Here is a 24,871-nt window from a genome sequence, read left to right as displayed (position 1 = left end):
CACACCTTGATACCTGCCTACGACCAAAACACGTCCTGGTCACCTTTTAACCTCGCTATCCCTTCTACAAAAAAGTAGTCACCATAAATAAGGGGGTTATCTAGATGTTTTTGTTGTGGATAGTGACTCGTACCATGACGAATGAGCCCCTCCTCCTGGGGATCGTCCCAGGCGCCGTAGTTCACATATAAAGACTGGAGTATGTTTTCTGCAGCACGTTGATAAATGTGCGCTTCTATAGATGACACTTGTTCAGCTAAAAGTAATAACCCGGGCGCGGCAATGGCCCCTGCCGATGAATCACGGTAAGGCGTGACATCAGCAGGAAGACGAAAATCCCAAGGGGGAACAAAGTCATCGGGTAAATGAGAGAGAAAGAAATGGGCCACGCGCTTGGCAGCCTGCAAATATTTCATCTCTTGTGTATATGTGTAGCATAGCGTTAACCCGTAAATAGCCCAGGCCGTCCCACGCGACCATGCCGAATGTGGGGCATAACCTTGGCCTCTTAGACTTTCCACTTTCTCCCCTGTTTCCGGATCAAAATGGACAATATGATGAACGGCTCCGTCCGCCTCGATAAAGTGATCGAGGATTGTGTTCGCATGCCTGATTGCCACACTTCTGAATCTGGGATCGTCCGTTTCCCGTGAGGCCCAAAATAATAAGGGCAAATTCATGGCAGAATCGATAATGGCATACCCTGTATTCTCATCACCTTCAAACCAGGGGTTCCAGGCCCGGATGAAGTGACCGTTCGCATTATAGCGTCCCATCAGGAGATTGGCCACCAATAATGCCCGCCGTTTGGCATCTTCTGCTCCCAGAAGCTTATATCTCGCTACACTGGTTAAAGTCCACATAAACCCCATATCATGATCTAAGCGGGTATAATCCATGATCACTTGATCCAGCTTGCGCTCACACGCTTCCGCGATGGTTTTCAATGATTCGTCTTGCGTATCGCGATAAATCAGCCATAATTGTCCCGGCCAGAAACCGGCTGTCCACCAATGCGGCTCCGCACACTCATATTTTCCTTCAACACTCACATGCGGGAATTGCGCACCGATGATTCGACTCGTATTGTTAATTTTTTGAATAATATTTTGCCAAGCTTCCTCAACCCACACTTCCGTTTTGACCATCGTCTCACCCTTTCTGTATGTCCTGTGTAACCTCTTCAAAACGCAGCTCTTCTATAGTGCCTTCCTCTTTCCGATCAATCGCTTCAACAAGAAAGTGTAGCTCGTTCCCTGCCGTCTTCCACAAGGGACGCGGTAAGTAGATGCTGTCCTGTCTTCCACCACTGAAGGTGGGTCTAGCCTGAGAGGGTAGCCATACTCTGCCGACAATCCGTTCATTAAAGATCGCGGTCACTTTGACATTTTTCCCTTTGGGATACAGCATGAAGCAGCCAGATGCATGGGCACTGCGTTGTAATTCACAACTTGAGAGGCAACCGATTTGCCCTGGGGGCACCCTCAGAGGGAGCGCTCCCTCGTCTCCGTTTGGCTTACTGTGAGCGTGTCGGGGGTCACACTCATGATGATGACGATCATGAAGACCCTTACCGCTCCCATATTCACCGTGCTCTCGTTCTTGAAGACATGCCTCTTTCATCTTCTGAACGAGTGCGTCTTCATCCATCCCAAACATCCGCCAGTCTTGTGCCTCACGTCCAGACAACAGGCTTATCTTTCCTCCCGATTCTCCGTAATGCTGTTCTAGGTAGATGACAATGTCATGAGCATTGTTATGCTGTATATAGGGTGAAATATTCACAAAAGGGTTGAGAGGGTTAATCCCACTTATATAACTCCCGTCTATATAGCACTTTGCTTTGGCATTGATGCCCTTAAAATGTAGGATATGTCGTGTATCATGGCCCTCAAACGTTCTTCTCGTGTGGTAGTAACCCCTTTTCGGTTGTGCACTGGTTAGGAAACCATCATAGTTTGCTCTCTTCCAGTTCACATCTTGGGGGTGATAAACAGGCACGTGAGCCCTTTCCGTTTCCACAGGCAGATACGCCCAACCATCATTGATGTCTTCATACCGGTGAACGATAGTCAGGCCCCTGATGCCCTTTAAGGCATTCATGGCTAACGCAGGCAATAACGGAGCGTGAAAGTTGGTGTGTCCCCAGATTTCTGTACGTAAACGCAGGTTGAGATCCTTTGCACTCGATGGCAGTGCATAAAAGTAATCACCACCGCCTGGGGTGACCGTCCCATGGTAATCATCATTGGCATATAAGGAAACGACATCACTCGCCTCATGCAAGAGTATACCTTTAATCGGGCGTAACCCCTCATTGTGATAACGACACGTGTACCAGCCATAGCCGCGAAGGTAACCCCGTTGTTCTAAAGGCATCGCATGAGACACATGTGGGGCGTCTGATAGCCAGGAAGCTTCATTAATTGGCTTATATGACCACGACGTGACAACGGGGTCGGATTCAACCTTATCAGTCAGATGATGTTCTTTTTGGGTCGTCGCTTTTTCCTCAAGTGTTGGCCCCTCCGTTCTCATCTCATCCGCTCTCATGTGGATGAGCTCTCCGTCCGAGGTGATCCCATTCACTGTTTTCGCTTGCTCACGTGACGTCCCGATAATGAACAGGCACGTTCCGTCTTCATACTCGATGCTGACTCTCTGGTCTGAGAGGGACGTGTCCTGTGATAACGCTGAGAAGGTCAATCGCCATGTCTCTCCCTCTCGTGTCACTCCCATACCCTGGGACACCACGTTGGTTCCCTGGGGTAGCGTGAGGGATAATTCTGCCTCGTGCTCCGTGTGGAAGAGCATGGTGTACTTTGTTTCATCCTGTTGTTGCACCAGCCCTAGCTCCGCAGTTGAACTCAGCACACCGGGCAGGCCCCATAGTGTGAGTGGGACATCATATAAGACCATGGCACAGCGATGAGGGGAAATCGTAAAGGTTGTTTGTTGGGGGAGAGTCACTTCTCCATGCTTAATAACCACCTGATGGGCTTGGTCATCGAGATTTGGAATGAATAACACGCTTCCACCCCCTTTTAACGTTAAACGATATGGGCCTTGAGCGTTGGGTGTCATCTGTGTCTCTAGGCGAATAGACTGGTCTTGTACTGGGTGCGCCTCTGCTAAGGACGAACCTAAGGCGTGAATGAATTGACTGAGAAGGCGTCCCTCATAAAATTCTTCCGTACGCGTGCCCTCAGGCGTCACCATCCCACCGAAGTTATAATCTGAGGTCATAAAAGCTAACGGCTGGCCCCAGTTGTTAATGCTATTCGAAAAGCCAAAATCAGTCCCAGACACTTGATTATACGGTCCAAGTAGCTTCGTTCCGACTGAAAGCAGGCGTTTTAGTAGAAAATGCGTGCGATTCGTTTCCGTCACGCATAATGGATGATGTCTTTTTTGTAGTTCACGATAATGGTGGTAGACGCTCGTTTCGAATTGGGGATCTTGATCATGAGGATAAAAGTTACAAGCCGGCATCACCCCTTGTACATCTCCTGTTGCACCATAAAGATCCCCTTGACCGGCACAGGCTAACAGGGGAACGGCGATATGGTGCTCCTCAGCCATTTGCCGTAACGCAGTCATATAACCTTCTCTATCTGCCGTAGGGTAGAAATCTAGTTCATTTTCCAGTTGTATGGCCATAATCGTGCCCTGTTGGCCCACTTCATATTTTTTGAGAATTGGCATAATCTGCTCAAACCATTCTGACACGTATGCGAGATATAGAGAATCATGATCCCTAACGGTGAGATTTTCGGTGAATAAGTAGGCGGGCAACCCTCCTCCGTCCCATTCTGAGCAGATATACGGCCCGGGTCTCGCCATCACCCACAAGCCTTCATCAGCAGCCAGCTGGAGAAATTGCGCCACATCTCTATCTCCTGTAAAATCCCACTTTCCTTTTTTAACTTCGTGAAAGTTCCAAGGAAAATATACATCAATACAGTTGTAACCTGCTTCTTTCACCTTTTGTAAACGGTCTTTCCATAGACCTTGAGGAATCCGGAAATAAAAGAGCGAACTACATAATATGATCACAGGCTGATGATTAATATAAATGCCATCCCTGTTCATATAAACGGTCTTTTGTGTGTCTGGTAATGTTGACATGCGGTTCTCCCTCCTCATTTTGATCGTACTTATCGCACTTCTTAACCCTTAACGATTGTATGGACTAGCCTTTCACTGACCCTCCTAGCTTGATCCCGCTCATGATATGCTTCTGTAAAAAGGCAAAGAGGACGAGAGGTGGAATCAGGGCCGTCACGGATGCTGCAAACAACAAGCCGTAGTCCGTAATCCCTTGCCGTTCTCCATCTAGTGAATATAGACCGAGCTGTAAAGGAAATAGATTAGGATCACTTAAGTAAATTAACGGGCCTAAGAAGTCATTCCAGTGAAAGTTAAAAGTGAAGATACCGACCGTGACGATAATGGGCAAACAGAGAGGGGCGATGATCTTCGTTAAAATTTGAAAGGAATGGCACCCATCAATGTAGGCTGATTCATCTAGTTCACGGGGAATCGTCAGGATAAATTGTCGCATCAGAAATATGTTAAAGGCCGCCCCAAACGCACTGGGTACAATCAGGGGCAGATACGTATTGACCCACCCTAGCCAGGAAAACATCAGGAACTGCGGAACGAGCGTGACCTGTTCCGGGATCATCATCGTGGCCAGGACAACCAAGAATAAAGGGCCGTTTAGAGGATGATGAAATCTAGCAAATCCATAAGCTACAACAAAGGATGAAATCGTGACGAGTAGAATGTTAAAAAATACAATGATCATACTGTTCAAGGCGTAACGCACCATGGGAAACGCAGTGAACATGTTCACGTAATTTTCCCACTGGAAGGCACTCGGAATCCATTTTATGGGGACGGTGAATATCTCGCTCGACGGCTTTAAGGAGCCTGAAATCGTCCAAACGAGAGGAAGCATAAATAATATCGTGGCACTGACCAGTACCAGGTACCTCAGTAGGAGCAACACTTTTTCTTTGCTTTTTAATAATGGCAGGTCTTTAAGCGTTTGCGCTTTTTGATTTGAGGAGACCGGTTTATTATTTGGAATCATAGTAGACCCACCTCTTTGCGAAATAGAGATTAACGAGGGTTAACCCCATAATGAAGATAAACATCACCCAGGCGATCGCTGAAGCATATCCCATTCGAAAATACTCAAACGCGTTATTATACAGGAGGATCATCAGCGTGTCGGTCCATGCTGGATTTAAGCCTGGAATAATCATGGGCTCTATGAACATTTTGAACGTATTGATGATCTCCATGGTGGCTGTGAAAAACACCGCTGGGCTGATACAAGGCAAGGTCACAGATACAAACCTTTTAAACGGTGACGCGCCATCAATATCCGCCGCTTCTAAAAGATCCCTGGGCACACTGGCCAATGCGGGTAAATATATGAGGATGCTACCGCCTACGCCCCACAGTTTGACTAAAATCACAGCGGGCTTAGCCCAAGCTTCACTACTCGACCAACCGGGGCCGTCTATACCCACCATGCCAAGCAGACCATTGATTAAACCTACGTTCTGTCCGTTTGTCCCCGGCGCTAGCATAAAGTTCCATAACAGTAGAATGGCCACTCCGCCAAAGATAGAGGGGAGATAAAAAGCGGTGCGGAACATATTGATGCCCGGTATCGCTCGTAACAATAAAATCGATATGGAAAGACCTAAGACCACATGTAAGGGGACACCGACGAACGTATAAAACAGCGTATTGCCTAATGCATCCCAAAAGCGCTCATGATTTAATAATTGAATATAATTATCGAAGCCCACCCATCGTGCCGGCGTCAGCACATCATAAGCCGTAAAACTCAAATACATAGAAACGACCATTGGACCGGCTATAAATACGACAAATCCAAATAGCCAAGGCGATATGTACAGCCAAAACTTTTTCTTTTCCCCTCCCATTGGCGTTCCTCCTTATCTATCGGATACCCCATCATAGAGACACCTCATGTGCCTTTCATTACTTTGCCGTTCATTATCCCGTACATTACTTTGCCTTCATAACTCTGATTCATCCCTGTTCTTATCCCTTAGTCCTCCTCAAATTGCTCTTGCAGCCTTTTGTCTTCCTCTAGTAAGTCCTCTACTTCACTTTTCACGTCAGGCATAACGTCTTCGATAGGTTCGTTTAGATCGATTACTCTAGAGAAGCCTTCCTGAACCACTTGATTAATTTCACCCCACATGAGTGTGACCTCAGGGGCAAAAGCGGTGTTAAGAGATTCGAGCATCAATTCAAAATTCTCAGGAGGATTATCGCCAAGTTCCAGGTACGTATCCGATTCAGCAACAGCGATCATCGACGGTGTATCCCCATGCTCCTCAGCAAGAATGGCTTGTGCTTCAGGACCTGTCCAGAATTTTATAACCTCCCAGGCTGCCTCTTTGTTCTTTGAGGCTTTCGACATGTGAAAGGCATTAGAGAATGTGGGTGACGCATGTTGGGTACCTTTAGGTGCTACAGTGATATCCCAATCAAAATCGGTAATATTCGCTTGACTGCTCAGGATATGCCACGGTCCATCAACCATCATACCGATACGACCACTGGTCCACAGATCCACACCTTCGGGTATCTGACTAGCACTGGGGGAGATATCTCTCTCGTTAACGATCTCATTCATGAGCTCAATAGCGGCAAGTGATTCAGGTGAGTCGAGATTAAATGCCGTACGATCTTCACTTAGGATGCTCCCGCCATTGGAATGTAGGAACTGAGCGATACTGGCCCACCATCCTCCTAGAGCAGATAACCCGAACACGCCCTCATCATGATCAGTGATCACTTCTCCTGCTTCAATGACATCTTCCCAAGTCCAAGTTTCATCCGGATAGTCTAATCCGTGCTCATCAAATAAATTTTTGTTATAGAACATCATCATTGAACCTAAACGTAATGGCATACCATACACTCTTCCTTCATGCGTATAAGACTCTATGCCAACGTCATAAAAATCATTTAAATCTACACCATCTCTCTCAATATAAGGACTTAAATCCTCTAAAGTGCCACGCGCTGCAAAAGCGTAAGATTGTTCCGCCAACTGAATCACATCGTAGGGATTTCCAGCCGTCATCATCGTCATCTGTTTCTGTGAATAACCTTCACTGGGGAGATTAACGAGTTCAACGTTTATATCTTCATTCACCTTTTCAAATTCTGCTCGTATGGCTTCCATTCTCTCCTTATCGAAGGTTGCCCCCCAATAGCTAAACGTCACGGTCACTTCACCATCGGATGATCCATCACCTGGTTGGGAGCTCGGTTCTGACCCCATACAAGCAGTGAGCACCCATACGAGTAAACAAAGGCTCATCCAGCTTAATAACTTTTTCATTATTAACCCTCCTTATCGGCTTATGCCTCGAAATAATGGCCCTATTGAGGAAACCGCTTACAACAAAGCTGCCATTTGTTCATGAAACGGGTTTCATAAAGCGATAAAAAAGAAGGCTTAAAATTGGTTAGTTTGTGGAATATTCTGATTTTTTTAATGAGATTCAAGTATCTAGTAAGGATGAAATAGTGTCGATTGTATGGTGCAGTGTTTGTGGATTGAAGCGAAAAGTGTTTTTTGTAAATGAAAGCCGTTTCATTTGTGAACATATTATCTTACTTATGATTCAACTGTCAATACTTTATTTGGCTTATTTTGGTATAAACTGTTTACATGAGTTTCTAATAACGAGAGAGGTCGGGATGATGGTTTCTTTCTGGGCCTCTTTTCCTTCTATGAGGTTGATTAAAACGTCTATGGCCGTCTGACCTAATTGCTTGTAGTTCTGAGAGATCGTCGTGATGCCTGGGGGAAAATATTGGGCTAGATAAATATCATCAAAACCGACGACTGAAAAATCATGGGGCACACTTAGGCCAAACTTATTAATCATGTTAATGGTTCCCATCGCCACAAAATCGTTCACACATATGATGGATGATGGCTTCTCTTTCAAGCTTAATAGTTGGGCTGCCGCTTCTTCACCAGACTCAATATTAAACCCCGACTCTATCATCCACTCCTCTCTTACCTCTATATTGTGATCGTTGAGCGCTTCTTTAAAGGTGGTCCATTTCATTTCGGTAGACGTGATGCCACTTAACCCACCGAGAAAACCGATCTTAGAGTGACCATGATTCACTAACAATTGGACGAGCTGGTTGACGCCATACGCTTCATCCGTGTGCACGGCATAAGCATCCACCCCTGACATCTGACCATTGACAAATACGACAGGGATGCGATCCATGACCTGCTTCAGTTCTTCAGCATACTCCGGGTTCGTTTTAACTGCATTAATACGCCCACCTAAGAAGATGATACCGTCTACTTGCTTTTCTAATAAATTGTGTAAGTATTGGGATTCCATCTCACTATTGTTCATTGAGTTACAGAGGAAAGAAGTATAACCCCGTTTTAACGCATGGGCTTCACTTTTTAGAACAAGGGTGGAGAAGAATGGATGATTAATATCTGGTAAAATAAAACCTATCATTTTTGACTTTTTGTACGTTAAGCTCCGGGCCAAACCGTTCGGTCTAAAGTTATATTTTTCGATTAATGCCATAATTCTGTTCATCGTATCTGGCCGTACTTTCGCGCTACCTGTCAACACACGCGAGACCGTAGCTGGTGACACGTTAGCTTCCTTTGCTATATCGTAAATAGTGACGTGATCCTTTTTCAATTTGATCTCCCTCCCTTATCCTATTAACTTCTATCATTTTGCCTTTTTTAATCATTTTTTTGATTTGAAACTATAGAAACTAGCAAGAGTTAGAGCCTCAAAAAAAAGTTCGGTTGAAATCGGTTTCATTATATCGATGGGAGGGCGTTTAGTCAATATCGTACCACTGCGAGGTCTTTCTTAAAGTGGCAATAACCCCTTCAATACACCTTTCCATATTACATGCGAATGACATGCGCGAGATTTGTATAGCTATCTGTCCACGTGAAAAAAACTCACCTCGCTTTTGACAGCAGGTGAGTTTAGGTTGTTTTTAGTTCTTAGAGGATCATTGTGCTCTTAGTTGCACACTCATTAAGTTCTTTGGTCGTTCTACTGTTTAGTTCTACGTTTAGTTCTACGTTTAGTTCTACCATTCTATTATTGTATTTTTTTATTTGTTGTAAAGCTATGTTACACTATGATTTTACTCATGTTCTGCGTAAACTCAACCGGGTCCTCAACGGGTAAGCCTTCGATCAGACGGGCTTGATTATATAAGAGGTTTGTATATAGCTTGAGTTTATCTTTGTCATGCTCCAACGCGGATTTAAGCGCATTGTAGACATCGTGCTCCACGTTGACTTCCAAAATTTTATCCGCTTTGACATCCGGATTATCTGGCATGGTTTGCAAGATTTTCTCCATTTCAATGGATACATCACCGGAAGACGTCAGGCAAACGGGATGGCTTTTGAGACGTGTAGACACTTTGACGTCCTTGACCTTGCCCTCGAGTTCCTTCTTCATAAAGGAGAACAGCTCTTCACTGTCTTTTTCGAGCTTTTCCTTGTTCTCCTGCTCTTCTTCGCTCTCTAGATCTAAATCTCCACTGGACACTGACTTGAATTCTTTTTCCTTGTAGGACATCAGCATCTTGATGGCGAATTCGTCAACCTCGTCTGTGAAGTATAAGATCTCATACCCTTTATCTGCCACGAGCTCTGTTTGTGGTAGTTTTTCAATCTGCTCGTTAGAATCCCCGGTGGCGTAATAGATATATTTTTGATCTTCCGGCATGCGAGAGACGTACTCATCTAAGGTCACGAGCTTCTTTTCCTTAGAGGAATAGAACAAGAGTAAGTCTTGAAGATCATCTTTGTTCATGCCGTAATCACTATAGACCCCATACTTGATCTGCTTGCCGAACGTGTCATAGAACTTTTCATATTTCTCACGGTCATCCTTTAGTAGGCTTTGCAGGTGACTCTTAATTTTTTTCTTAATGTTCTTAGCGATTAGCTGTAATTGTTTGTCATGCTGTAGGATTTCTCTTGAAATATTCAAGGAGAGGTCTTCTGAGTTTACGATCCCTTTGACAAAGCTGAAGTAATCTGGTAGTAAGTCCGGGCATTTATCCATGATCATGACACTACTAGAATAGAGCTCTAGCCCTTTCTCGTACTCTTTCGTATAGTAGTTGAACGGCATGTTCTCAGGGATAAATAAAATGGCATCATACCTTACGGCCCCATCGGTGTTGATATGAATATAGGAAAGCGGTTTATCGAAGCCGTACCGTTTCTCCATATAGAAGTTGTGATAATCCTCTTCCTTCAGCTCACTTTTGCTCTTGCGCCAGATGGGGACCATGCTGTTAATGGTCTGCTCCTCTGTCACTTCTTCAAATTCTTGGTCGTTGTCTTCTTTGGGCTGTTGTTTCGTCACTTCCATCTTAATGGGGTAACGAATGAAGTCTGAGTATTTTCTAATAATCTCTTGTAAACGGTGTTCTTCTAAGAACTCATCATATTTTTCTTCTTCCGTGTTTGCTTTGATCTGAAGTGTGATTTCTGTTCCTGCCGTGTCTTTAGCATACGGTTCAATCGTATAGCCTGTGGCACCTTCAGATACCCACTTATACCCTTCGTCTTGACCATGCGCTCTAGTGATAACGGTCACTTTATCAGCGACCATAAATGCGGAATAGAAACCGACACCAAATTGACCAATGATATCGTGGCCGTCCTTAATCTCGTTTTCATTTTTGAACGTAAGAGAGCCACTTTTTGCGATCGTCCCCAGGTTATTTTCTAATTCATCCTTGGTCATACCGATCCCGGTGTCAGTGATCTTAAGCGTTCTATTATTTTGATTTCGTTCTATTTTTATGTAGTACTGCTCTTGGTCGAATTGAATGCTATCATCCGTGAGTGCCTTGTAGTACATTTTATCGATAGCGTCACTGGCGTTGGAGATTAACTCTCTGAGAAATATTTCTTTTTGGCTATAGATAGAGTTAATCATGATATCTAGGAGTCGTTTAGACTCAGCTTTAAAGTCTTTTCTTTCTACTTTGTCTACTGCCATTAAAATCGTCTCCTTCCATATAAATTTTCGATATCGTAAGTCAGATATCCCTTATAATTAATTAAGATATCTTAAGTCAGATATCCCTTGTCATGCAAGGCTAGCGCCCGATCACTAAACATTTAATGACCATTTATCATTATTTAATATAAATCGTATCATGTCAATATGTGGGATGAACCTAACATAAGAGGAAATGAAGGTAGATAAGTACACAAGTATGAACACCCCCTCCTCTATACACGGTTATATGGGCTGCACGATTTTAAATATTCTAACGTCTTTTGCAGTCCCGTCTTCGCTTCCCCTTGTACGGAGCACTCTAGAGACAACCATCCATCGTACTGTATCTCTTGCAGTGCTTGGAAACCACTTCGAAAATCTGTATGGCCGAACCCAGGCTGTAGTCGATTAGAATCTGCTAAATGCACATATCCCACCCAGCGCTGTGTTTCTGTGATTGCTTTCGTCATATCCTGTTCTTCGATGTTCATATGGAAAAAGTCCGCGAGAATGGTCATGTGCTTTGAATTGACCTGTTCACAAATAGTAGAGGCTTGCTGAAGCGTTTGTATGTAGTGTGTTTCATAACGGTTGAGCGGCTCTACAATCACCTGTGTCCCTTGCTCACCTGCGTATGTAGCTAGCTCGTATAACTGCTCAACAAGTAGCGCTTCTTGAATCTCCATCGTCGTTTTCCACGGTGATAGATCTGGTACTCGTGACTCACCAAAGATCGGCACGACAATGACGCCCTGTGCCCCTACCTCCCCCGCCAACGTGAGGAGGTGTTTGATCTCTTCTCGTGACTGGTCACGGTCTGCTTTATCAGGAAAAAGTAACCCGAACTTGTAGCCACCACAAATGCTCGTCGCCTGAATAGGACTATCATGTAACACTGACTTGATCTCAACAATCCGCTCGGATAATCGTTCTCCACTTAACTCTATACCTTCATAGCCTAAGGCGCTCAGACAGTCTGCTTTTTGTTTAAATGACTCACCTGGGACAAGTCTCTCTTGAGCCGCAAACTTCACGAACACTCACCTCTCACCTGTAAATATTTATGGTCATCCTAGCACGCCCACCCCCTTCATACAATGAGACGGCGCTAACACCTGTATAAGTGATAACATTTGACGTAAGAGTGTTATTTCCTTCTGTCTATGGGTCTTATTATATATGGCATAAGATATTTAAATGATAGCTCTAACTTTTCACAGTGCCACTGACATGATTATCTGAGCATTTGGGTTTATCTACGTAAAATGATCGGGCATACTAGTGGATGAGGAGGAATACTAACATGAGTAAAACTTATCCAAGAGCATTTTCACATATTGGTCTTTCCGTTCCAGACGTTGAAAAAGCCGTTCAATTTTACCAAGAAGTGATGGGATGGTATGTCATTATGGCACCTTCAGATGTTGAGGAAGACGATAGCCCGATCGGTCAGATGTGTAAGGACGTCTTCGGTTCCGGTTGGGGCCAATTCCGCATTGCACACCTTTCAACGGCTGATGGTATAGGTATCGAGTTATTCGAATTCCCGAATAATGAAGACCCTGAAGATAACTTTGAATATTGGAAAACAGGGATCTTCCACTACTGTGTACAAGACCCTGATCTTGAGGGGCTAGTGGAGAAAATCAAAGAACATGGCGGGAAACAACGCATGCCTGTTCGAGAATATTACCCTGGAGAAAAACCTTATCGCATGGTTTACTGTGAAGATCCTTTCGGTAACCTTGTCGAAATCTATAGCCACAGCTACGAGTTAACCTACTCTGAAGGTGCATATTAAGCTTAGTGACAAAAAAAAATAAAAGGACTTCCACTTCACTGGTTGTCCTTTATTGCCTATTTTTCCTCTCATTTTTACGTTTCATAAAATGTTTTTGTAACGATAACGTTATCCTGTTAACTCAAACTGTACGAAGCTCGGTGTTCGCATCAAGCCCTTCTTCGTATAGTTCTGAAACTTCACTTGACACTTTACCTTAGGCGCTAAATAAATCCACTTATCATTCTCTTCGGTGACCAACTGTTTGGATATATGATAGAATGCCTGACGCTCCTTAGGGGGGACGAATTCACACGTTCCGACGTAACGCCCATCTTGTTGGAGCAACCATGCGAATTCCCCTTTTCTGATACCGGCAATGTCCACCACATCATAGTGATAGTGCTTCACCTTTACCCACGCTTGACTACGTTTATCCAATTCGTAAAGACTCCCCTTTTTCTTAGCTACGATTCCCTCTAGATCCATTTTCACAGCTGCCTCAAACAACCGATGCCCATCATCAAAGATTTTAGCGGTCGAGATGACCTTCGTTTCCGGTATAATTTCCGAAAGTATCGCTAGACGTTCTTCTAGCGGGGTATGCAGTAGACTCTTCCCATTATAGTAGAGGACGTCAAAGACGATAAACTGAGCGGGTAAACTGTGGCGTTGTCGTTCTATCGTATACGGGTTCCGTGTCCTGAAACGGGTCATGACCGAATCAAAGCAGGGTTTGCCCTCATCTAATACGATCATCTCCCCATCAAGAACGGCATGCTTAGCATTGAGATTCACCTCTGTTATCTCCGGGTACTGCACGGTGCAATTAGTCTGTCGTCGCGTGTATAGCTGCGTCCCGCTTTCGAGATCAAAAGACAATAGGCAGCGATGGCCATCATATTTGAGTTGATAAAGATAATCGCCCTCTGGGACATGGTCTGATTTATGTAATAGCATCGGTTTTATGGGTTGGTGTATCATGGTGTTCACGTCTCCTTAGCATTAATTTATCACTTTGGCTCTAGAGGATAAATATGAGATTGCTGGAAACGTCAGTGCAGAGCATATATCGCACTAAAAAGTTTCATTTATATTTGAAGTATCATCGGTCCTAAACACTCTCCAACATTCTGACTACCTAGATAAAGTTCTTATGGTAGAATCAATTGAGACAGACTCTTAAATTGACGGGTAGGTGCATGCAAATGGAGGAGCAAAAAAGAATCCGGGACTATGGGGTGCATATTGGACGCTTAAAGCCTGGACATCACAATGCCATAACCGATGTAGCAGGTGTCACTGTGGGACATGTGACCCTGAGTCAAGAACACATCCAAACGGGTGTGACTGCGATCCTTCCTCATCAAGGGAATCTATTCAAAGAGAAATTAATCGCTTCGAGCCATGTGATTAATGGTTTTGGTAAAACGACGGGTACAATACAACTACAGGAACTCGGTGTATTAGAAACGCCAATTATCCTCACGAATACGTTGAGTATCGGGACGGCTGCAGATGCACTCATCGCCTATACGCTGGAGCATAACCCCGAAATCGGGCGAACGACTGGAACCGTTAACCCTGTTGTCGGGGAGTGCAACGATATGGTTCTGAATGACATACGTGCGCAAGCTGTGCAAAAAGAGCATGTGCGCCAAGCGCTTCATCAGACTTCATCTACTGTTAGGGAAGGCAGTGTCGGAGCAGGAAGGGGCATGCTTTGTTACGGTTTAAAAGGCGGTATTGGGACTGCATCGAGACTTATGGCACTAGAACATGGCATGTATACGATGGGGGTCCTCGTACTAACTAATTTTGGTCAGCTGGGTGATCTGACGATAAATGGACAGGCGATCGGTCGACGACTTGAACATGCGCTGAACCCCTCTTGGGAGAAAAAGGACAAAGGCTCAGTGATGATCATTGTAGCCACAGACCTCCCCGTGTCTGAACGCCAGCTGCACCGGATTATCAAGCGTTCGGTCACGGGATTGGCGCGAACAGGAACGATCATTTCTCATGGTAGTGGAGATGTGGTCATCGGGTTTTCAACAGCGACCCCCATCCCCCATGAGAGACCGACAGACTGTTTAACCATTCAGACTGTACATGAATCGGACATAGATATCGCTTTTCGGGCGATTGGAGAAGCAACGGAAGAGGCGGTCTTAAACTCACTCATGACTGCCACCCGTATCGTTGGAAGAGACGGTCATACCCGACCCACTTTAAAAGAATTAATCGAAGAGTATCAGCTCACATTCACTTCAGTCTCTTTTTAAGTCTCATTGAACTTAAGTCTCTACCAGATGTCTATTTCACTTCAACCACAAAACTAGTATATGCCTGCCCGTCAACGGTTACGTCGAACCGCCATAGGCCTTTTTCGTTAATACCAAACTTTGCCCCGCTCTGGTTGTTCTGTATGTCCCATTCATATAGCTCGATCGTCTCTCCCGTTGCTTGGGATGTCGCTGTCATTTTATACGTCTGACCATTGATATCTTGTTCAGTATCTAGAAAATAAATGTGATAATGTCTTCCCTTACCTGCTGGAAACGCCGGTTCGTCGTCATAGCCATTGACCTTGATGATGCCAAACTTGTCTTCTGTGCCATGTAAGGTTCGATCATCCACCATAAATGTCGGACTGGGCTCCCAGGGATCGTAAGGGGCACCGTGATAGACACCACCGGGTAAAATGCCTTGGTTTAGGACCGCATAACCCCCTATAAGGAGACAGGCACCCAAGATAACAGCTGTGAGTACAGGCTTTAAAAATGACTGTCGGCGTCGCTTCTGATTCCTCTGATCAATGCCTAGCCTAATATGAGATAACATCTCATGCCGTTCTGCATCACTGACTTCAATGGACCTGTAAGCTTTAAACGCTTGGTCCCAGTCTTCTTGATTAATACCATGTTTCATGTTCATACCCCTCCTTAACCATTTCACGCTTCAAGGCGCTCAGCCCCCTGAATAAAGTATTCTTAACCTTACTCTCACTCCATTGGAGCACCTCGGCCGTTTCCTGAATGGACAGTTCCTTGTTTTTTCTTAGGATAACCACTTCCTGATAAGACCGTTTCAGCTTTCTTAACGCCCTGTATAACTCCCTCTCCGTCTCTCCTAACGCTGCAATTTGCTGAGGGCATCGCTCATCGGATGGCCATGTGGCGAAGGATTCTAACATGTAGCGGATCGGCTTTCTCTTACGCATAAAATCAATGGCGACGTTACGTGCAATACGATATAACCAATTCTTATCGCTTGTGACACCTTGAAAAGCGTCCATACTCTCGTACGCTTTTATAAAGGTATCCTGGGTGAGGTCTTTCGCTTGTTCATGATCGCCTAAGAGCAATAAAATATAGCGGTAAATTTCTTGGTGATAAGCGTGATACCAATCTTGTAGTTTATCTTTGCGAATCAGGTCCTCCAACATGCATCACCTCTTTTGGTCTACCTTGACTATCTTGACTGTGCTCTAAAGACGAATCAGTTGGCAAGAAGTTTCACCTGGATTTAAAAATTTATTTTCGACGTGTAATTGGAGCAAATGGACGCGTGATAGATTCGGACTTTACTCGCGTGTGCGTTTTCTCTTGGAAGCAAAAAGAACCCCCTGCCTTTGCAAGGGATTCCTTTGTGTGTAGCTTCTATCACGTATTAGTCGTTAACTATTAATCGCTAGATATATTAGTAGATAGATATATTAATAGTTGATCGCATTCCACGAATTAATACGTCCATGCTGCCAGTAGTAGCCTTCGCCACCTACACTATCGGCTGTTTGCTCAATCGCCTGACGGATATTAACATTGTTTCTACCTTGGCTTGCGAGTAACCCTGCTAAACCGGCGACATGTGGAGAAGCCATGGATGTCCCACTCATGTAAGAGTAGCCATTGTTAGGTACAGTGGAGGCAATATCAACACCTGGGGCGGCAACGTCGACCCAAGAGCCGTAGTTGGAGAAGGAAGCTTTGTTATCGCTCTGATCGACAGCGGCCACAGCAATCACATTATCATAAGAAGCAGGTTCGAATGTTGTGCTAACACCGTCATTCCCTGCAGCAGCTACAACCACAGACCCTGCGTTCCATGCATAATTGACCGCATTTTCTAACGTCGTCGTGTGGCAATCGCACCCAAGTGACAGATTAATCACTTCTGCTCCTTGGTCAGCAGCGTAGCGTATACCATCTGCCACGTCGTTCAGTGATCCGCCACCGTTATCACTTAACACTTGTACCGCTAAGATCTTAGTGTTGGGTGCCATACCGGCGACACCTCTGCTATTGTTCGTTTCAGCTGCTGCGGTACCCGCAACGTGTGTCCCGTGACCGTTACGATCCATTGGGTCATAATCATTGTTGGCAAAATCATATCCTAAGATGACCTTGCCATCAAGATCAGGATGATTGTAATCGACGCCTGTATCTAGTACAGCAATTTCTTGGTTGGAGGAACCTCGTACATAGTCCCATGCCCATTCTGTATCGGTATTCTGTGGTCCATATTGGTAGTTATAGTAAGTATCATTGGGTGTCCATGTGGCTTGGAGCATGTAGTTAGGTTCTGCGTATGCCACGAGTGGGTTGTCTTCGAGGATTTCTACGGCCGTTTCAACGTCAACGTCTTTTACTTCAAGGACGTCGAATGGAGAATCTACTGGACTCTTGTCTTCTAGCACTTTCGCATCGAGTTGCGATAAAACCTGTGTTACTTGTTCCTGGGCCACGACGTCCTCAAACTGGACTATCACCTGACCTTCAACGTATGTGTCCATCTCGGGTGAGGGCATTTCAAACGTATCAAGCTCTTCATTTGTACCGATTGCAGGGTTCACGATCCCCAATACCAGTACAAACACAAACAATAAACTAGTGAACTTCTTCAAACAATCCCCTCCCAAAAAATGTTACAATGTAAGGATTATTTTTCCTTACACTATCGTCATTGTAACATGTAACCAATTTGTTGCAACGACGGTCACGAGGTGTACATAGGGTTTTTTTGGTGCTCATTCTAAATCACTCAATACACATCTTTTTTACAAAAATAGGCCTTATAGCCTATCACTAATAGGCTTAAGCGGCATCAACCTCGTATTCTATTAAACTATTACTTTCACAAACGGAGGCCTAAGTTTGATTATTATCCCACATGTTTGATGGACATTTCCCATGATATCCTCGCACGAAACCATCGGAGAGGCGAAATTGCAACTATGATCCAATGATTCTCGTCTATTCGTTAAAGGGAGGGGACATTAAATGAACCTGAAGACATTGATCATCACTTTTATTATTGTTTATGCTCTGCTAAGTTTACCCGCCATATTAGGAATAGGCTATGTGATTGATTGGGTGCCAGAAGCGACATTATTTCAGAAGTTTAAAGGATATGTCATGGACGGACTTCTTAATGATTTTTTTATGAAAGCTATCATTGCGTGCATTGTAGGAATGGTGCTTAGTTTGGGTCATGCTATGAGGTGAAAACTGAGTAAACGGCATTTATAAGTACAATTAAAGTTTACAAGTGTTAAGGTTTATATTTAAAATATGAGAAACAACTTTTGTGGAGGTAGTGATTTGGAAAACAAGGCTTTGATTATAGTAGATGTCCAAAAAGCATTTGATGATCAGAAATGGGGAGAAAGAAATAATCCTAATGCAGAAGAAAATATCAGTAAGATACTAGAAATGTGGAGAGAGAAGAATGGGCAGGTTATTTACATAAAGCATATGTCCGATAATCCAAATTCAGTATTCTACCCAGAGCATAAGGGGTTTGAGATTAAAGACATAGTTGAACCTAAGGAAGAAGACACTATTATCACAAAAAAGGTCAATAGTAGCTTCATCGGTACAAACTTAGAGGAGTTACTCATTCAGAATAGTATAACAACAGTCGTCATAACTGGATTGACTACTCCGCATTGTGTATCAACAACGACAAGAATGAGCGGTAATTTAGGGTTCAATACCTACTTAGTTTCCGATGCGACAGCAGCATTTGGGATGACAGACCATCATAATCAATATTATAACCCAGACACTATACATGATATTTCATTAGCGACATTGCATGATGAATTTGCAACCATCCTTTCGACTGAACAACTGATCAAGGACATGAGTGAGATTCTAGTGCAATGAATTTAACATTTACTTTTTTAGATTTGCCTTCATTAAAGAAGAAATTTGTTGCTCATCTGTATTTGGAATTTGTTCTAGTTGATTAATAACTAGTTCTTGTCGCTGCACTGAATGATTTTGACTTAACTTGGCTTTACCTTCTATCTTGTTGATTTTTATTCTGAAACCTTGAACTCCTTTGTTCATACCAGAGAGAAACTCAGTATCTACATCTTGCAATCTATATGAATTGTCAGTACCTTCATATTTCAATACCATTTGATGTAAAGAATCCATTAACTCATTTTCGTCCTCTAGAAGTTCGACTTCTCCATAAACATGAACTGTCACATAATTCCATGTTGGCACTGCTTGTTTCGTCTCATACCAAGATGGGGAGATATAGCAATGAGGACCATGAAAAATAGCAAGAACGATTTGATTTTTTATATCTTTCCACTGAGGATTTGGACGAGCAAAGTGTCCGTATAAGTATGTATTCTCCTTGTTCAAAATTAACGGTAAATGAGTTGCAAATGGTATTCCATCGTGTTGCGAAAAAAGAGTCGCAAAACTATGTTCTTTTATAATGTCGTAAGTCATTGTTTCATCTTTAACTTTAAAATCTGAAGGAATATACATCATAATCCACCTTTCAAAAAGTTATAGGAGTGATAGTGATTTGGTCATAATTAAGTCCGTTTGTTCTTCATCACCCATATAAAAAGAGTGAGCTCCTGTTTGAACAAATCCCATTTTCTTATAAAATGCAATGGCATTTTCATTTCTTTCCCATACGCCTAACCAGATTTTCTTTTTATTGCGTTCCACCGCAATTTCAATAGCTTTATTTAGCAGGTATTTACCAAGCCCATGTTTTTGAAAGTTGTCCTTTATATAAATCCTCTCGACTTCAAGTGATTCACCACCCATATCTTCAGACTGAGCATCATTGGTATTAACCTTTAAATATCCAGCGACTTCATTATTAGTATAAACTAAAAAGAATTCTGAAGAGATATTAGACAATTCCATTTCCAACTGTTTATAGTTAAAAGCTTTTTCCAGATAGGTTTTCATATTTTCAGGTGAATTCTGATCTTTAAATGTGTCATTGAATGTTTCAACACTAATTTCTTGGAGTTTTTGTAAATCCTCACGGTTGCACTTTTTTATTTTGACAGTCATCTATCTGTCTCTCCTTTATATAATCAATAATTTCTCTTGTTTCCCTTCTTTACAAATTCCCAGTCTTTTTCTATATTTTTTCTTACTCTTTGAAGAAGATTGAAAATGGTTTCTGCTTCTTTTTCTGAAAATCCATCTAATGCTACACTATTTGAATAATCATTTTCTTTTTTTATGAAAGGATAAACATTATTCCCTTTTTCTGTTGGGAAGAGTTTTTTGATTTTTTTGTTATGTTTATCTTCTTTCTTTTCAATAAAGCCATTAATCTCAAGTTTTTTTATAGCACGAGCTGCTGTTGTTCGGTCTACTTTTATCATCTCAGCTAACTTTTCTTGAATGATTCCAGGGTTTTCACATATTCGCACAAGATACAAATACTGCCCCTTTGTAAGGTCATATTCTTTAAATTCTATATTACTTATCGAATCTAATGCTCTTGCTATCATTCCAATTTCACGAAGGATTTCCTTCATAATGAACCCTCCTCAGCACGTATGTATATTGCAAATGCAATATAAATGACTGATATTAAATGTACCCCATTTTTGTTGCATTTGCAATATAAATAATAATAAAGAGGTCGAATGAAGTGAAATATATTTTTTTATGTGCCTCGGGTCTGTGATTGTCGGAATTTTGGTTTAATCGGGAAAGGTTGAGACAAATAGTGTTATTTAAAATTTAAGATAAAGGCTCTGTTAAAGTTCAATGTTGATATATATAGAAAAGAGAGGACTCCCTAATATTTGGAAGTCCTCTTTGGCATTATTGTCTTATTGAAACTAACGCGTCCGTTAATTGAATAACATAAATACTTTCTTTAAGGGCGTAAAACAATAACTTCTTCAAATTCTGTATCGCCTTCAGCCCAATGCAAGATAAGTTCTAATTTGTCACTTTTGTCTGGTTTACCTCCAAATGCTACAAATTCAATATCTTTTTCAACTTTTTCAGACCTTGTTTGTTTTTCGGAACCAGGTTCACCATCACCAGCACTGTGAACACCATTTATTTTAAATTCAATATAAGTAATTATCGGCTTTCCTTCCCCTTTCCAATGCAAAGTTCCAAACCATCTATCCTTTCTACCTTCTTGTTCATAAATAGCTGTCCATTTTCCGTCTTTGCTTTCGCCACTCCAAACATTTAGTTGGAGACTAGAATAAATGAACCAACCTAATCCAATAGTTATTATGATTATTAGTCCTATAATTACCTTTTTCATATAAGCCCCCCCCCCCCCCAAATAAAACCTCAACATAAAAACCCATTTACATTATTTAGGTAACCTTCCCGTTAGTTGAATAAAGAAATAACTTTTATACAGTAAACTTAGATAATCTAAGTGTATCATATGTTTCTATATTTGGAATTAAATTCCCTTTTATTATCATATCGTTCATTGTGACTTCATTTCGCTGATGATGAATGCTCTCTAACACTTGAAACCACGCAAGATAATTGTTCAGATACTTGGTCACCACACCGTTAAAGCGCTGTATCCAACCTTTCAGTCTTCGGTGGTAGTTGTTGACGTTCTGGATGTGATATAGACCCTTGGTGCGAATTTTACCGTCAGATATAAACTGGTAAATGGATATATCTTTTTCAGTGGCATAGGTTTTAAAGGCACGCCAAGCATCGGTACATAATACATTCTCAGTGGAAAGTTTTTCCGAGATTTCTTCCAGTACCATTCCTGTGGACGACGAGGCAGTAAGAGCATCGATTAAATATTCCCGTAACCGATGTATTTCCGCTGGATTAAGTTTTTGAATGGCTTTAAGGATATCTGTTGCTCTCACAGTCATCACCAACTCACATATGATGAGCTCATTATAGAACATTAGTTCGATTTAAGCAAATATCAACAACTAACTTTAACAGAGCCTTTTTATTCAAAATGTTACCACCGCTAGAGGTGTTCATTTCTTTTACTGTTCATGATATCTTCGAAGATGTGACAAAAAAGGGGGTAAAAAAACATGGCACACAAAAAAGAATTTATTTTAGGTTTAATAGGAAGCTGTGTTGGTTTGGTTTTTTCCTTATTTATAACCATTATGCCGACTTACGCCTATTTATTTAATAGGACACAAACACACGCTGATGATTTTACAGTATTGGTTCTAATATTACTTACTGGGGCGTTCCTTTTGGTTGTTTCTATTATTGGATTAGTTGGTACGTTCAAACTAAAGAAAAGTAACCCCAAAAAAGCTGGAATCTTAATGCTAATCAGTGGAGCACTACAGATATTATCCTTCCAAGGTATTATGTTGACGATTGCAGGCGTGAGAGTCATTAAAAATAATTAGTATTTACAACTCGACATAAGCTCCTTCGAAAAGATGCTACAGAAAAAGTTAGTCCATCCAATAAAAATATAGCATCGAACACTTTATACTGCCTCAGATCCGTGATTGTCCGAATTTTGGTTTAATGGGGAAAGGTTGAGACAAATAGTGTTTATTTAAAATTTAAGATAAAAGAAGATAGTAGGGATAATTTAATCCTTACTATCTTTACTCATAATATCTATAAATCTATAAAATCGCTTAATGGGATGGGATTTTCCTTTTGGCAAGGGGCTCTAATGGGTATGAGGCTATTCAGTGACATAGGTGGCATGTGTCCCGGATGGTGTTGAGGCTAGTGCCAGCATTTTTTTGACAACGTGTTCTCTTGTCTCCATGTCGAACGGCTCACCACAGGGACGACCGATACGGAAAGGGACATGGAGGGTACGTGGAATTTGGAGCTTTTTCCCTATTTCCGGGATTTGGGTCAGCATAACCGTCGTCATCCCCGCTTCTTCTGCTTGTCGGGCGTACAGCCCTAATACCGTATGGCAAGCGCCTCAGCCAGGCGTGAGGAGTAGCACATCAACCTCTCGCTCCTTCAAGATCTGAGCCACTTCCTTCGCCGTTTGTTCATGCGGCTCAGGCTTTATCGTGCCACCATAGACACCGATATGGCTATCCGATACCTCTCCCACCTCACCTGCTTGATGTATCGCTTTTAGCGCTTGGAGTGGAAACACAATAGAGATATCTTTCTTGGCTGTATCCGTATCATAGTATAAATGCGTGGCCGTTAAAGCTTCATCGGACGTACCGGAGGGAATCGTCCGATACGTGTAATCCCCATCTGACTCCATTTCAAACGGTTGATCAGAACGTAGATGCACACCACTGCTCGTTAACAATGCGACCTTGGCTTCCTTAATGGATTTTGCCAACGCGGATTCAGGCCGCTCCGATTTCTCCAGTGCGGCCTTAAGGGAATATTTCTTATATGCTTGAGGGAAGTATGTAGAAAACCAACGTATGACCTTGGATTGTATCACGTACCTTGCTTTCAACACTTTTTGCACCTCCGCTAACTAATCATTTTTCAAGATGATGATGCCTATAAGTATCTTATGATGAAGCGTTCAAATTAATTTTTTACGAGTAACAGGTCAGAATGGAAGGTGATGTTGGTCGTGTTAGTCGAAGCCTTTACGTCATAAAGTGCTAAACCTTCGTTCAAACCTTCTCATACCAAGCCGTCTTCGGTCTAGATTGAGGATAGCCATGGGCTTCACGGTACGCTTTTCTTTCCTCGGTAAAATCAAACCATTGCTTATCACTGCCAGGGTGATTGGCGTGATGGATGACACACATGATCTGATCCTCCACGCACGGGTCCGTCCAGCACCCGAGCTTAAGCTCTAACGACTGGCATAGCTCAGTCCACTCCTGATCCTTGATTTGCTCTAAATCATAAAGTCCCAAGTGAGTCACGAGCTTATCTGCAAGCTCATGCCCGATGGAAGGGATCTGTTGAAACGTGGCCAATCCCTTGATCTCCCGCGCTCGTTCTGGTGTCGTATCTAAGATATAACTTAACTCATCTAAACTGAACTGACTGACCTCGCTCACTTTGACCTTCATCCGTCTCAAGTTTCTTCGCTCTGCCTGTGTTAATGGCAGTTTCGGGTTTTTCTTACGCATGAGCACACACCACCTTCATCATCATTATGGCGTTCAGTCATACTTTACACCTTATACCTCTTCGACTCGGTCGGCCTAAATTCCTCTTTTTGGTAGCTTATGCTCATGGGTGGTGCATTTATTTATAAAAAATAACGGACATTATGACTGATACAATTCTGTCACCTATACTTGCTCTGTTCTGTGGCCATACAGTTCAATTGATACGTGGGACTTGTGGGGTATTATTTGCTAAAATGCTGTTAATCTCTTATGTCGCTATCCTTCTCTTGTAACGCTCTCCGATGTATCTCTTCTTCTAATAGTGTGATAAACGCTCGCTCTAACTTTAGTTCAAGCGCCTTCTTATACACTTCTAACAGTTCTTCTTTAGACAGTGTTGATAACATGAGTCCGCTCCATATTAAAAGATATGATTAGTCCGGGTATATGTCGTGGTGGGATAAGCTTGTGGGATCACTTTCAATAAATTGTTCCTCTACCTCTAGCCTTTGAATAACATCTATGAGCTCTTGGGCTGCTTCCTGCTTAGTATATATGTCGTCCTGAAGTAAAGCGTAGGTGACTTGGAGGACTTTGAGTTTGATCTCGGTGAGGGTCATCTTGTGGTGGCATTGTTGGGTGAGGTTGTCTCGGTTAAAATTACGGGGT

General features: G+C 42.7%; 26 protein-coding genes and 1 pseudogene. 5 read left to right on the top strand and 22 right to left on the bottom strand.

What is annotated here, in order from left to right; translation table 11 throughout:
- Positions 1 to 17 precede the first annotated feature (17 nt).
- From JKM87_RS05875 to JKM87_RS05840, 8 genes are all read right to left on the bottom strand, one after another.
- Positions 18 to 1,148, bottom strand: coding sequence for a glycoside hydrolase family 88 protein (locus tag JKM87_RS05875; protein WP_202078983.1), 1,131 nt, complete (start codon positions 1,146 to 1,148; stop codon positions 18 to 20).
- A gap of 4 nt (positions 1,149 to 1,152) precedes the next feature.
- Positions 1,153 to 4,128: a beta-galactosidase gene (locus JKM87_RS05870; protein WP_202078981.1), complete on the bottom strand. Its 2,976-nt coding sequence runs from the start codon at positions 4,126 to 4,128 to the stop codon at positions 1,153 to 1,155.
- Between the two features lie 64 nt (positions 4,129 to 4,192).
- The gene (locus JKM87_RS05865) at positions 4,193 to 5,098 is read right to left on the bottom strand and encodes a carbohydrate ABC transporter permease (protein ID WP_202078979.1); all 906 of its coding nucleotides are present in this window, start codon (positions 5,096 to 5,098) and stop codon (positions 4,193 to 4,195) included.
- On the bottom strand, positions 5,085 to 5,966 hold the full coding sequence (locus tag JKM87_RS05860; protein ID WP_202078977.1) for a carbohydrate ABC transporter permease: 882 nt from the start codon (positions 5,964 to 5,966) through the stop codon (positions 5,085 to 5,087). The genes JKM87_RS05865 and JKM87_RS05860 overlap by 14 nt, the downstream gene beginning before the upstream one ends.
- Before the next feature lie 128 nt (positions 5,967 to 6,094).
- A complete protein-coding gene (locus tag JKM87_RS05855; protein WP_202078975.1) occupies positions 6,095 to 7,402 on the bottom strand; it encodes a sugar ABC transporter substrate-binding protein in 1,308 nt (435 codons plus the stop codon).
- A gap of 310 nt (positions 7,403 to 7,712) precedes the next feature.
- Positions 7,713 to 8,750 (bottom strand): LacI family DNA-binding transcriptional regulator, encoded by a 1,038-nt coding sequence (locus JKM87_RS05850; protein WP_202078973.1) that lies wholly within the window; start codon positions 8,748 to 8,750, stop codon positions 7,713 to 7,715.
- Between the two features lie 453 nt (positions 8,751 to 9,203).
- Positions 9,204 to 11,099 carry a molecular chaperone HtpG gene (gene htpG, locus JKM87_RS05845; RefSeq protein ID WP_202078971.1) on the bottom strand — a complete coding sequence of 632 codons (1,896 nt, stop codon included), beginning with the start codon at positions 11,097 to 11,099 and terminating at the stop codon, positions 9,204 to 9,206.
- 236 nt (positions 11,100 to 11,335) lie between these two features.
- Positions 11,336 to 12,142, bottom strand: a complete 807-nt coding sequence (locus JKM87_RS05840; protein ID WP_202078969.1) for a TIM barrel protein — start codon at positions 12,140 to 12,142, stop codon at positions 11,336 to 11,338.
- 263 nt (positions 12,143 to 12,405) lie between these two features.
- Between JKM87_RS05840 and JKM87_RS05835 the strand changes: the two genes are divergently transcribed.
- Entirely contained in the window at positions 12,406 to 12,903 is a 498-nt protein-coding gene (locus JKM87_RS05835) for a lactoylglutathione lyase family protein (protein WP_202078967.1), read from the top strand.
- A gap of 108 nt (positions 12,904 to 13,011) precedes the next feature.
- Here the strand turns inward: JKM87_RS05835 and JKM87_RS05830 are convergent, their stop codons facing one another.
- Entirely contained in the window at positions 13,012 to 13,866 is an 855-nt protein-coding gene (locus JKM87_RS05830; RefSeq protein WP_202078965.1) for an ATP-dependent DNA ligase, read from the bottom strand.
- 224 nt (positions 13,867 to 14,090) lie between these two features.
- Here JKM87_RS05830 and JKM87_RS05825 point away from each other — a divergent pair, with 224 nt between their 5' ends.
- On the top strand, positions 14,091 to 15,167 hold the full coding sequence (locus tag JKM87_RS05825; protein WP_202078963.1) for a DmpA family aminopeptidase: 1,077 nt from the start codon (positions 14,091 to 14,093) through the stop codon (positions 15,165 to 15,167).
- Positions 15,168 to 15,198: 31 nt separating this feature from the next.
- On the opposite strand, the gene JKM87_RS05820 is transcribed toward JKM87_RS05825, so the two are convergent.
- The 3 genes from JKM87_RS05820 to JKM87_RS05810 all read right to left on the bottom strand — a co-directional run bounded on the left by JKM87_RS05820 (position 15,199) and on the right by JKM87_RS05810 (position 17,788).
- Positions 15,199 to 15,813, bottom strand: a complete 615-nt coding sequence (locus tag JKM87_RS05820; protein WP_202078961.1) for a hypothetical protein — start codon at positions 15,811 to 15,813, stop codon at positions 15,199 to 15,201.
- Positions 15,797 to 16,327 (bottom strand): RNA polymerase sigma factor, encoded by a 531-nt coding sequence (locus tag JKM87_RS05815; protein ID WP_236838638.1) that lies wholly within the window; start codon positions 16,325 to 16,327, stop codon positions 15,797 to 15,799. The genes JKM87_RS05820 and JKM87_RS05815 overlap by 17 nt, the downstream gene beginning before the upstream one ends.
- A gap of 273 nt (positions 16,328 to 16,600) precedes the next feature.
- Positions 16,601 to 17,788, bottom strand: a complete 1,188-nt coding sequence (locus JKM87_RS05810) for a S8 family peptidase (protein WP_236838637.1) — start codon at positions 17,786 to 17,788, stop codon at positions 16,601 to 16,603.
- 376 nt (positions 17,789 to 18,164) lie between these two features.
- On the opposite strand from JKM87_RS05810, the gene JKM87_RS05805 reads away from it, so the two are divergent.
- Together JKM87_RS05805 and JKM87_RS05800 are read left to right on the top strand one after the other, a co-directional pair.
- A complete protein-coding gene (locus JKM87_RS05805) occupies positions 18,165 to 18,389 on the top strand; it encodes a hypothetical protein (RefSeq protein ID WP_202078957.1) in 225 nt (74 codons plus the stop codon).
- A gap of 66 nt (positions 18,390 to 18,455) precedes the next feature.
- Positions 18,456 to 19,052 carry a cysteine hydrolase family protein gene (locus tag JKM87_RS05800; protein ID WP_202078955.1) on the top strand — a complete coding sequence of 199 codons (597 nt, stop codon included), beginning with the start codon at positions 18,456 to 18,458 and terminating at the stop codon, positions 19,050 to 19,052.
- Between the two features lie 9 nt (positions 19,053 to 19,061).
- Here the strand turns inward: JKM87_RS05800 and JKM87_RS05795 are convergent, their stop codons facing one another.
- The 5 genes and pseudogenes from JKM87_RS05795 to JKM87_RS05775 form a co-directional block, all read right to left on the bottom strand.
- A complete protein-coding gene (locus tag JKM87_RS05795; protein WP_202078953.1) occupies positions 19,062 to 19,673 on the bottom strand; it encodes an FMN-binding negative transcriptional regulator in 612 nt (203 codons plus the stop codon).
- A gap of 21 nt (positions 19,674 to 19,694) precedes the next feature.
- Complete coding sequence (gene paiA / locus JKM87_RS05790; RefSeq protein WP_202078951.1) at positions 19,695 to 20,219, bottom strand: spermidine/spermine N(1)-acetyltransferase; 525 nt, start codon at positions 20,217 to 20,219, stop codon at positions 19,695 to 19,697.
- A gap of 23 nt (positions 20,220 to 20,242) precedes the next feature.
- On the bottom strand, positions 20,243 to 20,695 hold the full coding sequence (locus JKM87_RS05785) for a MarR family winged helix-turn-helix transcriptional regulator (RefSeq protein ID WP_202078949.1): 453 nt from the start codon (positions 20,693 to 20,695) through the stop codon (positions 20,243 to 20,245).
- A 347-nt stretch (positions 20,696 to 21,042) separates the two neighbouring features.
- Complete coding sequence (locus tag JKM87_RS05780) at positions 21,043 to 21,447, bottom strand: hypothetical protein (RefSeq protein WP_202078947.1); 405 nt, start codon at positions 21,445 to 21,447, stop codon at positions 21,043 to 21,045.
- A gap of 94 nt (positions 21,448 to 21,541) precedes the next feature.
- A pseudogene (locus tag JKM87_RS05775) lies at positions 21,542 to 21,910 on the bottom strand (IS1595 family transposase); the annotation flags it as partial.
- 297 nt (positions 21,911 to 22,207) lie between these two features.
- Here JKM87_RS05775 and JKM87_RS05770 point away from each other — a divergent pair.
- Positions 22,208 to 22,540, top strand: a complete 333-nt coding sequence (locus JKM87_RS05770; RefSeq protein WP_202078945.1) for a DUF4064 domain-containing protein — start codon at positions 22,208 to 22,210, stop codon at positions 22,538 to 22,540.
- Positions 22,541 to 22,830: 290 nt separating this feature from the next.
- Here the strand turns inward: JKM87_RS05770 and JKM87_RS05765 are convergent, their stop codons facing one another.
- The 5 genes from JKM87_RS05765 to JKM87_RS05745 form a co-directional block, all read right to left on the bottom strand.
- Positions 22,831 to 23,028, bottom strand: a complete 198-nt coding sequence (locus JKM87_RS05765) for a hypothetical protein (RefSeq protein WP_202078943.1) — start codon at positions 23,026 to 23,028, stop codon at positions 22,831 to 22,833.
- Between the two features lie 54 nt (positions 23,029 to 23,082).
- A complete protein-coding gene (locus JKM87_RS05760; protein WP_202078941.1) occupies positions 23,083 to 23,589 on the bottom strand; it encodes a glycine/sarcosine/betaine reductase selenoprotein B family protein in 507 nt (168 codons plus the stop codon).
- A gap of 163 nt (positions 23,590 to 23,752) precedes the next feature.
- Complete coding sequence (locus JKM87_RS05755) at positions 23,753 to 24,220, bottom strand: helix-hairpin-helix domain-containing protein (protein WP_202078939.1); 468 nt, start codon at positions 24,218 to 24,220, stop codon at positions 23,753 to 23,755.
- A gap of 242 nt (positions 24,221 to 24,462) precedes the next feature.
- Positions 24,463 to 24,609 carry a sporulation histidine kinase inhibitor Sda gene (gene sda / locus JKM87_RS05750; protein ID WP_202078937.1) on the bottom strand — a complete coding sequence of 49 codons (147 nt, stop codon included), beginning with the start codon at positions 24,607 to 24,609 and terminating at the stop codon, positions 24,463 to 24,465.
- A gap of 27 nt (positions 24,610 to 24,636) precedes the next feature.
- Positions 24,637 to 24,871: hypothetical protein (locus JKM87_RS05745; RefSeq protein ID WP_236838636.1), on the bottom strand; the 235-nt coding region annotated here is incomplete at its 5' end.

It is taken from the genome of Caldalkalibacillus salinus, assembly GCF_016745835.1.
Lineage (GTDB): Bacteria > Bacillota > Bacilli > Caldalkalibacillales > JCM-10596 > Caldalkalibacillus_A > Caldalkalibacillus_A salinus.
The sequence above is the reverse complement of the archived record's forward strand: the minus strand, read 5'-3'. Positions and strand labels throughout refer to the sequence as shown.